This is a genomic window from Prevotella herbatica, from assembly GCF_017347605.1.
Lineage (GTDB): Bacteria > Bacteroidota > Bacteroidia > Bacteroidales > Bacteroidaceae > Prevotella > Prevotella herbatica.
On sequence record NZ_AP024484.1, the window covers coordinates 1832353 to 1846110 of the forward strand.

Sequence of the window (13758 nt, forward strand, 5' to 3'; positions counted from 1 at the left end):
AATGAGACGATTATTTGTTATAATGCTAATTTCAGTTATTTGCTCCCATTTGTGGGGGCAGATAATTTGGCACTTAGAGGGACCTGATGCTCTAACAGCTAAAGGCCAAACTTTATGCTTCCATTCATTAAAGGAATGCGAAGAGACAAAAGGCATAACGGGTTGTGGCTTACGTACCGACGGCTATTCTACATGGTTAAGTTACAGTAAATCCGACATACATTCTGCAAGTGCTTACTTTGCTTTAGAATCATTCCCTAATGAATATGGAGCATTCATCGCATTGAAAGGAAATGGACACTCTGTTTCTGTAGGGGCGGATGAACAGGGAAGGTTAACGGTTATAGACAATTCTACAAAAATATGTACTGTAGCAGAGGTTAAACTGAAAACATTTACTTGGTACAAGATAGGAGTAAGTGTTTATAAAAAAGAGGTATTGTTTTATGTAAATAATAAAAAGCTATTCTCTTTAAAGAAAAGGTTAAATGTAGATGAGATGATGCTAGGTTGTGGTTATTATAAAGAAACTCCGCAAGAATTTAGCCTTTCTTCAATAAATGGTGTTATAGATGAGGTAAGTATTAATAATTCAGATAATAGCTTGCTTGATATAAGTAAGCGTCCTTGTTTATCGATTCCTGCCTCTCGTTTTGCTGAGGATTTTAATCGTCCGGTATTCCATTTGCTTCCTGCTGCAAACTGGACAAATGAAACTCATGGACTTATCAAGTATAAGGGTCTGTATCATATTTTCAACCAGAAGAATGCCTCTGCTATCACATTGAGGCAAATAAATTGGGGACATTTCATTTCGAGTGATCTTTTGCATTGGGAAGAACAGATACCGGCAATCAGTCCTGACAAGGACTATGACCATGCTGGAATTTGGTCGGGGCATGCGATTATCGATGATGCTGGTAAACCTATGATTATCTACACTTGCGGTGGTGATACTACTGGCGTTGGACTGGCGTCTCCTATGGACGATAGTCTGCTAATATGGAATAAGTATGAAGGCAATCCTGTAATCAAAGCTCCAGCACCAGGTTATAGCCGTACCGACATGCGTGACCAGTATGTATTTAAAGACAATGGTTGCTGGTATATGATTATTGGATATGGCGTAGATGGAAACAATGCCCATGGGCTGCTGCCTCTTTACAAATCTGATGATTTGAAGCATTGGACCTACCTACACCCATTATATGAAGGCAACCCAAGCGTCGATGCAACGGGAATATTCTGGGAAATGCCTTGTTTTATTAAGATTGGTGACAAGTATGTGCTGTCTGTAAACAGAACACCGAATAAGGGCATACCTGCACGGACTCAGTATTGGACGGGAAAATTTATAAATGAGCGTTTTGTTCCAGATACCCCAATACCTAAGAATCTTGAGGTAATAAACCGTCTGTTGTCACCTTCTCTTTGGCATGATGATAATGGTGATCTTGTTTCAATGGCAATCATCCCTGATGAGATAAGTGGAATAGCCAATAATATCATGGGGTGGGCTCATGCCTATAGTTTGCCAAGGGTATGGACTCTAAAAGACGATGTTATTAAGCAAAATCCTATTGAGGCTTTGAAGCAACTCCGTGATGTGAAAACAAATTACTGGACTTCAAACATTACAGAAAAGCCGCTGATGATCAATAAGATAGAGCATCAATTGGAGACTGATATAACATTCCATATAGGAGATGCAAAGCAGATTGGTATTACGCTTTGTCATAATCCATTAGGCTGTGAGTCATCAACAATTCTTTTCAATATAGAGAGCGATTCACTTATAATAGACCAAACAAAGAGTAGCATGAGAAAAGGTATACCTAACAGGGTTAGAAAAGATTTTTATCATGTGGCAGGCGATACTTTGCACTTACGTCTTTTTATTGATGGCTCTATGGTTGAAGGTTTTATCAATGACGGTGATGCTTTCTCCACACGAATTTTCCCTCTCTATGAAAATAGCACTGAAATGAAACTGTTTGCTGATGGTTCAACAGCTTGTGCTTCTGCAGTAGTATATAAACTTAATTCGGCTAAAGTAAAAATGAACTTTTAAAATTAGTTAAATATGAATACGGTATTATTGCTTTGTGCTTCTATTCTTAGTGCCTTTGATATTACTACAGAAAGCTTGTTGACAGAAATGACTTCTTATGAAGAATCAGCTAAAAAACCTGCTATAGAATATGTTTGTCGACAGATTAGTAGTCATGATAGACGCTCCGTTTCTCCATTCCAGCCTGGTTGGTTTGCTAATGACGATGGCTCTGGCGTTGAGCGAACTGATACTGTAGAAGGTCGTATCGAAAAAGTAATGTTTGATGAGGATGGACCAGGAGTGATTACTCGATTTTGGCTAACAACTATAGATAAACGAGGAACCATGAGATTTTATTTCGATGGTTCTAAAACTCCTGGATGGACTATCCCCGCTTATGACCTTATGCTTTTCGGAATACCCGAACTAGGTAGGGGATTGCTACTGCCTCACACTAGTTATAAACCTAATGGCAAAGGTGGCAATACATTATTTTTTCCTATAGCTTATGCCAAGCATTGCAAGATAACATTCGAAGATAAACCTGGTATTAAACAAACTCCTAAATACTATGCTATCAATTATCGTACTTACAAAGCAGGAACAAAGATAGAAACTTTTTCTAAATCAGTGGCTTCTCGTGCGGCAAAGCAGATAGCCTCTACTGATTATTTACTTCAACACCCTAAAACGGTAAGAGGTGGAAAAACAATGGAAAAGTCTGGTGTGTTGTTAGCTGGAAGCCAGATGTCACTTTCTCTGCCAGAAGAGCAGAAGGCCATCTGCGAAATGGTTATTAGAATAGATGCCAAAAAGGCAGATTATGCAGAAGCTATACGCGGTTTGATGCTTTGTGCATATTTTGACGGCGATATGGCTCTGAAAGTTCCAGTTTCTGATTTTAGTGGAGCGGGCATGGGTGGCTTTGCCGTTAAAAGTTGGTACTTAGATGCCGATGGTAAGGGCGAGATTGTATCTAGGTGGTACATGCCATATAAAAAATCGGCCAAGATAATATTGATGAATACCACTGGCAAAGAGGTAAAAACTATAATCCGTGTGCGAGTGGTTGACAATAAGTGGGATGCACGTTCCATGTATTTTCGTGTAACGTGGAAACAAGAGAATAGAGTTCCTCTCTGTTCTTCTCCTGATAGCCCCGATATGCGTGACTGGGAATTTACTAATCTCAGAGGCGATGGTATGTATAAGGGTGATGTTATGACGCTTAACAATCATTCTCCAAAATGGTATGGTGAAGGCGATGAGAAAATTTATGTTGATGGTGAGCGTTTCCCCTCACATTTTGGAACTGGTACAGAGGACTATTACAATAGTTCGTGGGCACCAGTGCATATTTTCCAAACGCCTTTTGGAGGTGCTCCACGTGCTGATGAAGTAAGTTCTCATGGATATAATACATTCTTTAGAACACGTAATCTTGATGGTATTCCCTTTTCTAATAATTTGCGTTTCAATCTTGAAATGTTGAGTTGGGAACCAGGCAATGCCGATATCGCCACTACTGTATTTTGGTATAGTGGCCAACTATGTGATAATCTTTATAAGGAGCCTTATCGTCCTCAGTATCATTTTTCACCTAAACATTCATGGATAGGCGACCCCTCAGGACTGGTGAAGTTCGGTGGAAAATACCATTACTATTGGTGGGGAAAAGCAGAATCGAATGATTTGGTACATTATAATGAAGTTAGCCCTATGGTGATGAATGGCGCAAGTCGTAACATTAGTTATTTCACTGGTTCGTGTGCTATTGACAAGAATAATACTGCTGGCTTCGGAAAGAATGCCTTTATTGCAGCTTACACCATTTACGAGAATGACACGAAGAAACAGTGTCAGGGTATATCATACAGCCTTGATGGACGTGAGTTCCATTATTATGATAATAATCCAATTATTGATTTGTGGAGTTCGGAATTTCGTGATCCCACAGTGTTCTGGTATGCTCCTACTAAAAGCTGGGTAATGGTTGTGGCTAAAGCCCGTGAGAAAAAAGTCAAATTCTATACATCTAAGAATATGAAAGATTGGACTTGGACAAGCGACTTTGGTCCTGCAGGTGATTCTGAGCAAGCTTGGGAATGCCCTGATATATTTCAGGTTAGTGTTGATGGAAATCCAAATAATAAGAGATGGGTCTTGGTTACTTCAATAAACTGGAATAAAGAGCAATACTTCATTGGTGATTTTGATGGAGAGAAATTCACTTTGATGAATAATCACCCGCAAACTCCTTTATATGTAGATTCAGGCCTTGACTATTATGCTTCAAGAACTATTCGTGACTACGATGGTGATATGAAGAATGTAGTTACTATTGGATGGGTTGCAACTTGGGATTATGCTCAGCAGGTACCTTCTAAATTTGGGAAAGGTTTCTGGTCTATACCTCGTTATTACGAGCTGAAAACTTATGAAGAGGGCCTTCGCCTTATTCAGAAACCAGCCGAGGAACTTAAGGTACTTAGAGATAAACAGATAGATCTTAACATGACCTTGCCCGTAGGCAAATCATCTCTTCCATCATTTAAACCTAAAGAGAATGTGTATGAGATAGAAGCTTCTTTTTCAAACTTGTCTCCTGGTAATGTTTTTGGAATGAATCTTTGTGTAGGTGAGAGCAGAAAGTTGGTTATAAGTTATGATACCGATTCAAAGAATTTGTTTATCGACCGTACTAATTGTTCTGCAGAATTCATTCCAAAGTTTCAGCGTACGGCCTTTTCAAAGGTTCCTATATATAGAGGAAAACTAAACTTACATATTTTCGTTGATAAATCCAGCGTGGAGATTTTTGCAGATGATGGCAGAAAAGTTTTTACTATGCAGATATTTCCTTCTGAGAATCAAACAGGTATTGAATTATTCTCTGTATGCAAAGGAGTAAAACTTGATATAAAAGCTTGGAATCTAAAATCAATATGGAGGTAGGCATTAAAGATTTTTATAATTTTGTTCCATTTAGTCATAAAATTGTTGCAGAGAAACATTTTTGATATTCAATGGAAGATTTCTTATATAATAAGTACGTACCTTTTCCTTCGAAAATAAGACTATAATCAGTTTATCTATTAATTTAAAAAATATGAATCTGAAAAAACTATCAACACTAGCGATGCTTATTATGTTTGTTTTGGGCGCTGCATTTGCTCAGAGCAACATTAGCGTTAATTACCTGGGAAATAACAACACGATGGTGAAGTTCAAAGCCAATCAGAAGTATCTACTTATGCCTATTGAGGAAAGTGCTCCCGAGGCCCAGATATCTGTACTCATCAATGGGGAGATTATGCAGCAGATGAACGTTCGTCTGGCTCAGGGAAAGAAAGATTATCTGGTGCCTCTTGATTTAAAGGCATGGCAAGGTAAGGACATTGTTCTTAACATTCGTACCGCTAACGATCGTAGTAATGTGCGCGATTCTCGTGCAGATGTTTGTTGGAAGCAGATGGAGCTTTCGAATACATTTGATGCAAAGAATGTGGAAAAGTTTCGTCCGGCTTATCATCACACTCCTCTTTATGGATGGATGAACGATCCTAACGGAATGTTCTATAAGGATGGTGTATGGCATCTTTATTATCAGTTTAATCCATACGCCAGTGTTTGGGGAAATATGACATGGGGGCACTCTTCTTCTACTGATTTGATTCATTGGAAGGCTGAGGCGCCAGCAATATATGGAGATGGACTGGGAACAATTTTTTCGGGCTCATCGGTTGTAGATAAGGATAACACTTCTGGATTTGGTTCTGGTGCCATAGTTGCTATATATACATCTGCTGGAATGACACAACAGCAGAGCATGGCTTATAGCACAGACAATGGCATGACATTTACAAAGTATTCAGGTAACCCAATTATTATGAGTGACCAGGAATGCCGTGACGATAAGGTGATATGGAATGAACAGACAAATAAGTGGAATCTAGTTATGGTAGCAGCCTTGGAACATCAGGTGTTGTTTTATTCATCTGATGATTTGAAGCATTGGACTAAAGAAGGCGCATTCGGACATGGATACGGTGCGCAGGATGGCGTATGGGAATGCCCGGATTTGATGCAACTGCCTGTACGTGGAACTGGTGAAAAGAAATGGGTGCTGATAGTAAATATAAATCCTGGAGGACCAAATGGTGGTAGTGCTACGCAATATTTTGTTGGGGATTTCGATGGAAAACAGTTTGTATGTGATTCAAAGCCTGAATGCACAAAATGGATGGATTATGGTAAAGATCATTATGCCGCGGTTTCTTGGAGCAACTCTCCTAATGGTAGGCACACTGTTATGGCATGGATGAGTAACTGGCAATATGCTAATGCTGTTCCCACCAAACAATTCAGAAGTGCGAATTCTTTGCCGCGTGATATTGAACTCTTTAAGAATGTTGATGGTGAGTATTATATAAGTACTACTCCTTCTCCAGAATTAGTCGCATTGCGAGGCAAGGAAGTAAAGTATGGACAGTTTAGCGTACACAAGAAAATAATCTCTAAGAAACTTCCTCTTAATGCGGATGGACTATATGAAATATTAGCAGACATCAATAATTCAAATATCACTAATATTATGTTGAGTAATGCTGATGGTGACAGAGTGCTAATGACGTATAATTCGGCAAAGCATACATTCGGTATGGATAGACGAAGAAGTGGGCTGGTGGATTTCAGCTCTGACTTTCTGGCTGCTACTGTTGCTCCGACATCAGCAAGTAAACATCAGACTTTACGTATGTTTATTGATCGCAGTAGTATTGAGATATTTGATGGAGATGGAAGATTTGTAATGACAAATCTTGTGTTTCCACGTAGTCCTTTTACTACAATATCTTTTCAATCGAATGGTAGAAGTAAGATAAACAATTTAAAGGTGTGGAATATTAAATACTAATAACAATAAAATATAGCAGAAATGAATAAGTCTAAATTAAATATTACCGCATTGTTGCCGGTTATGTTATGCTTCTTTACAATGGGATTTGTTGACTTGGTTGGCATTGCTTCCAATTACGTGAAACAGGATCTTGGATTAGCTGATTCGCAGGCGAATTTATTCCCATCACTGGTCTTTTTCTGGTTCTTGATATTCTCGGTTCCAACAGGCCTTTTGATGAATAAAATAGGACGTCGTAAGACAGTACTTTTATCTATTGCCGTAACGATAGTGTCATTGTTGATACCTATATTCAGTGAGGGTTATATTGTTATGTTGATTGCATTTTCATTGCTTGGTATCGGCAATACCTTGATGCAGACTTCATTGAATCCTCTTATCAGTACAATTATCACGGGCGACAGACTTGCAAGTACACTTACATTCGGTCAGTTTGTTAAAGCTATAGCTTCATTCCTCGCACCTATTATAGCATTGTGGGGAGCCACTGGCGCGCTACCTCTTTTTGGTTTAGGTTGGAGAGTGTTGTTCCCATTATATAGTGTAATAGCTATTATCTCTATTCTTTGGCTTGGTGCAACGAATATAAAAGAGGAAGATATCAATGGTCACGTTTCAGGATTCCGTGAGTGCTTTGCTTTGTTGCGTAATCCATTTATACTATTGTGCTTTCTTGCTATAATGTGTCATGTTGGTATTGATGTAGGAACAAATACTACTGCGCCAAAAATATTACAGGAAAGACTTGGTTTTACACTTGATGAAGCAGCGTTTGCAACAAGCCTGTATTTTATTTTCCGTACTATTGGCTGTCTTACTGGTTCTGTGATATTGCGTAAACTGAGCACAAAGAAGTTTATGTTTATAAGTGTAGGTCTGATGTTGCTTTCAATGATAGGTATGTTAGCTTTCAGTTCTAGAATTATAATTTACGCAGCGATTGCCTGTGTGGGATTTGGCAACAGTAATGTTTTCTCAATGGCATTCTCTGAAGCACTAATGGCAATGCCTAAAAAGAAAAATGAAGTATCAGGACTGATGATTATGGGGCTCTTTGGTGGTACGCTATTCCCTTTAGCTATGGGATATTTTAGTGATATCACAGGGAGTCAGACTGGTGCAGTGGCTATAATGACTATAGGAGTTATCTATCTTATAGGGTATACTATAAAACTGAAAAAGCAAAACATATAAAATAAATTTAATAACTTAAAAGTATATGAAGAAAATCGTAGTGGGAATGGGAGAAGCCTTATGGGATGTATTACCAGACGGAAAGAAAATCGGAGGGGCTCCTGCGAATTTTGCTTACCATGCATCACAGTTTGGACTTAACGGCTATGTTGTTAGTGCGGTTGGTAATGATGAACTTGGTAATGAAACGATCAAGAATCTTACGTCTAAAGGTATGAATCTAAGAATACCACAGATCCCTTATCCAACAGGTACGGTTCTGGTAACACTAGATGCTGATGGTGTACCTGCTTATGATATTAAAGAGGGAGTTGCATGGGATAACATCCCATTTACTCAAGAATTGGAGTCCTTGGCAAAAGAAACTCAGGCTGTTTGTTTCGGTTCATTGGCTCAACGTAGTGTGATATCGCGTGAAACAATTCATAAATTCTTGGATGCAATGCCTAATGATGATGGTCGTCTGAAGATATTCGACATTAATCTGCGCCAGTCTTTTTATAGCAAAGAGATCATCTGTGAGTCATTGAAACGTTGTAATGTGTTGAAAATAAACGATGAGGAACTAGTCATTATAAGTCGACTTTTCGGTTATCCAGGTATAGATTTGAAGGATAAATGCTGGCTATTGATTGGTAAATACAAATTAAAAATGCTCATTCTTACTTGTGGTGTAAACGGAAGTTATGTTTTTACTCCTGGTGGCATGTCGTTTGTAGAAACTCCAAAGGTTGAGGTTGCAGATACGGTAGGGGCTGGAGATTCTTTCACAGGATCTTTCTGTTCAGCTATATTGAAAGGAAAGTCTGTCAATGAGGCACATGAATTAGCGGTGAAAGTTAGTGCATTTGTTTGTACACGTAATGGGGCAATGCCATATTTGCCTTATGAACTTACATCTAGTTTGGATTTAAAATAATAACTGATGTGCTCACAAATGTTATAACTTTGTGTGCCATTTTCTTTATCTTCATAATAAAGGTTTCTTTAATACCATTTGCCAATTCCGAGAAAGAAAAGGTGGAATGATATTAAAGTAACTTTTTTACTTTTATTCTTTATTATACCAAAAATAAACAAAGATGTAAAAAATAATAACTATTAGCCTTATTTTATAGTTTGTTTTTGTACAGCTGATATGCTGTATACGTTTGAAAATATTCATCCAAATAGATCGTCGTGGATATGGATTTTCTAAATATTTCTTTTTTTTGGTAGATTTGTAAAGTCGATGTTAGGAATGTCTCCTCGTGAATATAGAGAGAAATTAAGAAAGGAAAAGTTGTAAATCGTAACAATCGTTATTTTTCATATTGTTTTCACGATAGCGGTAGTGTGTTTATGCTATATATTTACTACTTTTGTATCTGAAGTATAATTAGCAAATAAACTGTAAATATATGTTTCAAGAAATAGACCCACATAAAATTTCGTTCAACGAAACTCGAGAACCTGCTAGCAACGATTATGTCGTTTCTGTTAAGTATGGTAAAGTCCTATTTAAAAAGACAAATGATGAAATTGATATACCATTGATTTCTGATTTTGAAGGTATAGATCTTAAGGACTTGAAGTATATTATGACTGTAGAGAAATCTAACTTCTATATATCTGTAGAGCATATATCTTTACCGGATATGGAATATGGCAAACTCCTTGGCTTACTTCATCTTGACAGCATTCCACAGGAAATAAGATTTGCTGCATCTACATGTGCCCATTTGGCAACTTGGTATGAAGACAATAAGCTATGTGGAAGGTGTGGAACTTTAACTCAGTATGGCAAGGAAAGAAATGAATTGGTATGCCCCAATTGTGGCAGACATATCTTTCCAACAATAGCCCCTGTGGTAATTGTCGGAATTACTAATGGTGATAAACTAATGCTGACTCGTTATGCTGCAAAGGGGGCATATGCTCATCATTCGCTGGTAGCAGGATTTGTTGAAGTAGGCGAGACCTTGGAAGACGCTATACGCCGTGAAGCCTGCGAAGAAACAGGATTGAAAGTAAAGAATATCAGATATTTTGCTAGTCAGCCATGGGCTTTCTCTTCGGCATTGCTTATGGGCTTTTGGGCAGAAGCAGATGGCACCGAAGTTCATATCAATGCCGATGGTAAAGGAGAACTTGCCACAGCTGAGTGGATTTCTAGAGATGATATAAAAATGGAGAGTGATGAAAGTTCTCTCACTTGGACAATGATTAAAAGATTTAAAGATAATGAAAAATGAAGTTTTATTCGTTCTGTTGAACGATTATGCAGATTATGAACCTGCTTATATTTCTGGTTCTATCAATTGTGATAAGTTTGGAATGAAACAAAATCCAAAATATGCAACAAAGGTTGTTGCACCAACGATGGATCTAGTCCGTTCTTGTGGCGGCTTTCATACGATGCCAGACTATTCTTTCGATAACATGCCTGAAGATTATGCAGCCCTTATTCTTATAGGAGGATTTAGTTGGATGACGGATGAGGCAAAGCAAGTTGCACCTATTGTGAAAGACGCTATTTCAAAAGGCATAATAGTAGGTGGTATCTGCAATGGTGCTTCATTCTTGGCACAGAATGGTTTCCTTAACAATGTCAAGCATACAGGAAATGGACCTGACGAATTGAAACGTTGGGGTGGTGATAACTATACAAACGCTGCTGGATATCAGAATGTTCAGGCTGTAAGTGATAACGGTATTGTTACTGCTAATGGAACAGCATCACTGGAGTTTGCTGTTGAGTTAATGAAGATATTGGAAATCGATACAGAAGAAAATATTGCTGCATATTACCAGTTTATGCATCTAGGCTTTTGCGACTTCATGAAGACGCTGGCATAAACTATCCAAATTCAATGGCATAAAAAATAAATTCAAGTAACATAATGAAAGAATAATTTTTGTGTCATTGAATATTACTATCTAATCATGCTTTTTTGTGTTATTTAGCTACGAAGCTACGGTATCTCTCACAAAGCCTATAAACAGAGGGGTTGACCAAACGTAGCTCGGAGGATTTAGCTACGATAAGCTACGTTCTAGCTACGTAAACTTGTGTCTTTTTAGGATCGAAAGTTATTCTATGAGTGAATTTGTCAAAGAACCGTTGACTGTATCTGAGGAATAGATTTAGTAAACGAGAGCAGAATTTTTCAAGCTTGTTTAAATGTTCTGCCGAATTCCACTGAATTCTCGGCAAAGATACTGCAAAAATTTTGTCCATGCAATTGGATTTAGGTTAGCCTGTTAGCCAAAGTTTTAATTACTGGATGCTACACATCGTAATACACGTGCGTGCGCATGCGCACACTCTGAGTTTTTCGTAAAAACAAATGTCGAAGTGTCTATTTGTTGAGCATCAAATAGTTATGAAACTTTTCATGTGGCATTAAGTGTCGGTTATTTGTCGGTAAAATCTGGGAGATATTTTTCTTCATTTCGCATTGCGTTTTACGAAGAATTACGATGCGTTTTACGATGTTTTGCAATCCGTTTTACGAAGAAATGCATTGCGTTTTACGATGCTTTAGGAGGTAAAACATCGTAGAAACGTTTCCGTTTCTATATGAAAACAGTTGCATTTCTATATGGAAACGCATGGAAAACTCAATATTTTACCGTCAATTCACCGTCACTTTATGACATCTCGTTTGTCGATAAAATACTGATATTCATTAAGTTGACACTTCGACACTTATATTTTGCAAAACCCTAAGTGCGCGTGCCTGCACGTACATTATATAAGCAAAAATAGATAACGTAGCTAAAACGTAGCTTACCGAAGCTAAATAGACCTAGCTATGTGTCGTCAACCCCTCTGTTTATAGGCTTTGCGAGAGGTACCGTAGCTTCGTAGCTAAAAAACGCGAAAAATGCAGGGAAGATAGTCTAAATGTACAAAAATCAAATTGTCACTGAGAAATCTAGGCTCCAAACAGTTAATTTATCGTTATCAATGGCCCCTTTTTCAACTGTTATTTACACATTTTATGCGGTACTAGTTTCAACGAAAATGTAGAATATTAATATTTTAGTTATATCTAGCAATAATAAAGTATCTATATTTTGCTATCCCACTTAAATTAACGAAGAACCATTTGTTTTAAAAAATATAATTACTATATTTGTGGCAATAAATCCTATGTCATAAATATTAAAAAGGAGGATTTCGCTTTTTTACTATAAATGACAGATTCAGGAGAATTACAAATGATATAATAGTTTAATTAAAATAAGACAACATGAAAAAATCATTGCTAGTGTTTATTTTTCTGTCAATGGCTATTTTTGCTATTGCTCAGACTGTTTATATCACTAAAACAGGTTCAAAGTACCATTCTGATGGTTGCCGTTATTTAAGTCGTAGTTGTATTCCAATAAATCTTTCTGAAGCTAAATTCGAAGGGTATGACCCATGCAGTGTATGTGATCCTCCAACATATGTATACAAGAGGCATGTGACTCACAGCAAGAAGCGGCATGAAGTTTATAAGAGACATCACCATAAATCAGTTAAAAAGAAGTTTTAACTGATTTGTTTTTACACGTAAATAGGGCAAAAGTGAAGATGTGACAATTATTTTATCAAAAAAACATTTTTCTGATAGATTTGTTTTGCTACGCCTGTTTTTATTTCCTTAAATGTTTGTACAGATATAATCATTGTAATACATTGTATGATTATTTTCTGCCTGATTTGAGGGAAGGATACAAATTTCTTAGATTAAATAGAGAGAACTTTTTCTCCATTCTTTAAATATTCAGTAAATGGCTCTCCCATGTACTTAACATCAATCCCTAATTTTTCTATAATAGGTGTTACGCCAAAGTTTTCACAACAATTCTTACAAGCTTCAACGGAAACGTTTGAATGTATCATTTCTAATATTTCAGTCTGAACTTGTGTGTCCTCTGCTACTAATTTCACAGATGCGCCCCAAAGAATAAGATTCACTTGTTTCCACCAACTACGTTTCATAGATGTTATTGCATACATAGACAACATGTTGAAAAAGGTATCTTTGTTGTTCGTTGTCCACAAAATGTTTAATTTTTCATTTGTATCCATATTTATAGTATTTAAAATCCTTGCTTTCTAAAATGTTGCAATTTTATTGTAAGCATCCCTCTTTTTGGTGAGTACAAAGTTACACAATAAATTCTTTTTTATTTCTTTTTTTCGAGTTTTTAAAAAAAATATTAGGAGTGTGTGTTTCAAGAGGTAAATGCCTTTATTATCATTATAATTACCCCAACTTTATAAACAGCCCCCATTCTGCCTATATAAATCCCCAAAATATTAGCTGACCATCAAATATCGGTTTAAGATAATAAAAACAAAAAGGAGTTACATTTCTGTAACTCCTTGTAAACTAATGCGCTTCAAGATGGGCTTGAACCAACGACCCCCTGATTAACAGTCAGGTGCTCTAACCAACTGAGCTATTGAAGCATTGCATTATCATTTCTGATTTGCGGTTGCAAAGGTAAAACGTTTTTTTTAAACCGCCAAACTTTTTTGAGAAAAAAATCACATTAAAGCTATTTTTTTGAAATTTATCACTTGTTGTGTTGCTTTTTACATCTTTATATATTA

8 protein-coding genes and 1 tRNA gene are annotated in these 13758 nt (G+C 37.1%); 7 read left to right on the forward strand and 2 right to left on the reverse strand.

What is annotated here, in order from left to right; genetic code table 11:
• The first annotated feature begins 1 nt into the window (after nucleotide 1).
• The 7 genes from prwr041_RS06780 to prwr041_RS06810 all read left to right on the forward strand — a co-directional run bounded on the left by prwr041_RS06780 (nucleotide 2) and on the right by prwr041_RS06810 (nucleotide 11003).
• Nucleotides 2–2071 (forward strand): glycoside hydrolase family 32 protein, encoded by a 2070-nt coding sequence (locus prwr041_RS06780; protein ID WP_207153081.1) that lies wholly within the window; start codon nucleotides 2–4, stop codon nucleotides 2069–2071.
• A 12-nt stretch (nucleotides 2072–2083) separates the two neighbouring features.
• Entirely contained in the window at nucleotides 2084–5008 is a 2925-nt protein-coding gene (locus prwr041_RS13640) for a DUF2961 domain-containing protein (RefSeq protein ID WP_237072168.1), read from the forward strand.
• A gap of 154 nt (nucleotides 5009–5162) precedes the next feature.
• Nucleotides 5163–6968 (forward strand): DUF4980 domain-containing protein, encoded by a 1806-nt coding sequence (locus tag prwr041_RS06790; protein ID WP_207153082.1) that lies wholly within the window; start codon nucleotides 5163–5165, stop codon nucleotides 6966–6968.
• Nucleotides 6969–6989: 21 nt separating this feature from the next.
• Complete coding sequence (locus tag prwr041_RS06795; RefSeq protein WP_207153083.1) at nucleotides 6990–8165, forward strand: MFS transporter; 1176 nt, start codon at nucleotides 6990–6992, stop codon at nucleotides 8163–8165.
• A 25-nt stretch (nucleotides 8166–8190) separates the two neighbouring features.
• The gene (locus prwr041_RS06800; RefSeq protein ID WP_207153084.1) at nucleotides 8191–9084 is read left to right on the forward strand and encodes a carbohydrate kinase family protein; all 894 of its coding nucleotides are present in this window, start codon (nucleotides 8191–8193) and stop codon (nucleotides 9082–9084) included.
• A 481-nt stretch (nucleotides 9085–9565) separates the two neighbouring features.
• Nucleotides 9566–10399 carry an NAD(+) diphosphatase gene (gene nudC, locus prwr041_RS06805; RefSeq protein WP_207153085.1) on the forward strand — a complete coding sequence of 278 codons (834 nt, stop codon included), beginning with the start codon at nucleotides 9566–9568 and terminating at the stop codon, nucleotides 10397–10399.
• Complete coding sequence (locus prwr041_RS06810; RefSeq protein ID WP_207153086.1) at nucleotides 10389–11003, forward strand: type 1 glutamine amidotransferase family protein; 615 nt, start codon at nucleotides 10389–10391, stop codon at nucleotides 11001–11003. Before nudC ends, prwr041_RS06810 begins: the two co-directional genes overlap by 11 nt.
• Nucleotides 11004–12885: 1882 nt before the next feature.
• Here prwr041_RS06810 and prwr041_RS06815 read toward each other — a convergent pair.
• The gene (locus prwr041_RS06815; protein ID WP_207153087.1) at nucleotides 12886–13230 is read right to left on the reverse strand and encodes a DsrE family protein; all 345 of its coding nucleotides are present in this window, start codon (nucleotides 13228–13230) and stop codon (nucleotides 12886–12888) included.
• Nucleotides 13231–13540: 310 nt separating this feature from the next.
• Nucleotides 13541–13614, reverse strand: a tRNA-Asn gene (locus prwr041_RS06820).
• Nucleotides 13615–13758: the final 144 nt, after the last annotated feature.

Coding starts and splice junctions, on each gene's coding strand:
- prwr041_RS06800 (WP_207153084.1), top strand. CDS start 8,191: ATGAAGAAAATCGTAGTGGGAATGGGAGAAGCCTTATGGGATGTATTA.
- prwr041_RS06815 (WP_207153087.1), bottom strand. CDS start 13,230: ATGGATACAAATGAAAAATTAAACATTTTGTGGACAACGAACAACAAA.
- nudC (WP_207153085.1), top strand. CDS start 9,566: ATGTTTCAAGAAATAGACCCACATAAAATTTCGTTCAACGAAACTCGA.
- prwr041_RS06780 (WP_207153081.1), top strand. CDS start 2: ATGAGACGATTATTTGTTATAATGCTAATTTCAGTTATTTGCTCCCAT.
- prwr041_RS06795 (WP_207153083.1), top strand. CDS start 6,990: ATGAATAAGTCTAAATTAAATATTACCGCATTGTTGCCGGTTATGTTA.
- prwr041_RS06790 (WP_207153082.1), top strand. CDS start 5,163: ATGAATCTGAAAAAACTATCAACACTAGCGATGCTTATTATGTTTGTT.
- prwr041_RS06810 (WP_207153086.1), top strand. CDS start 10,389: ATGAAAAATGAAGTTTTATTCGTTCTGTTGAACGATTATGCAGATTAT.
- prwr041_RS13640 (WP_237072168.1), top strand. CDS start 2,084: ATGAATACGGTATTATTGCTTTGTGCTTCTATTCTTAGTGCCTTTGAT.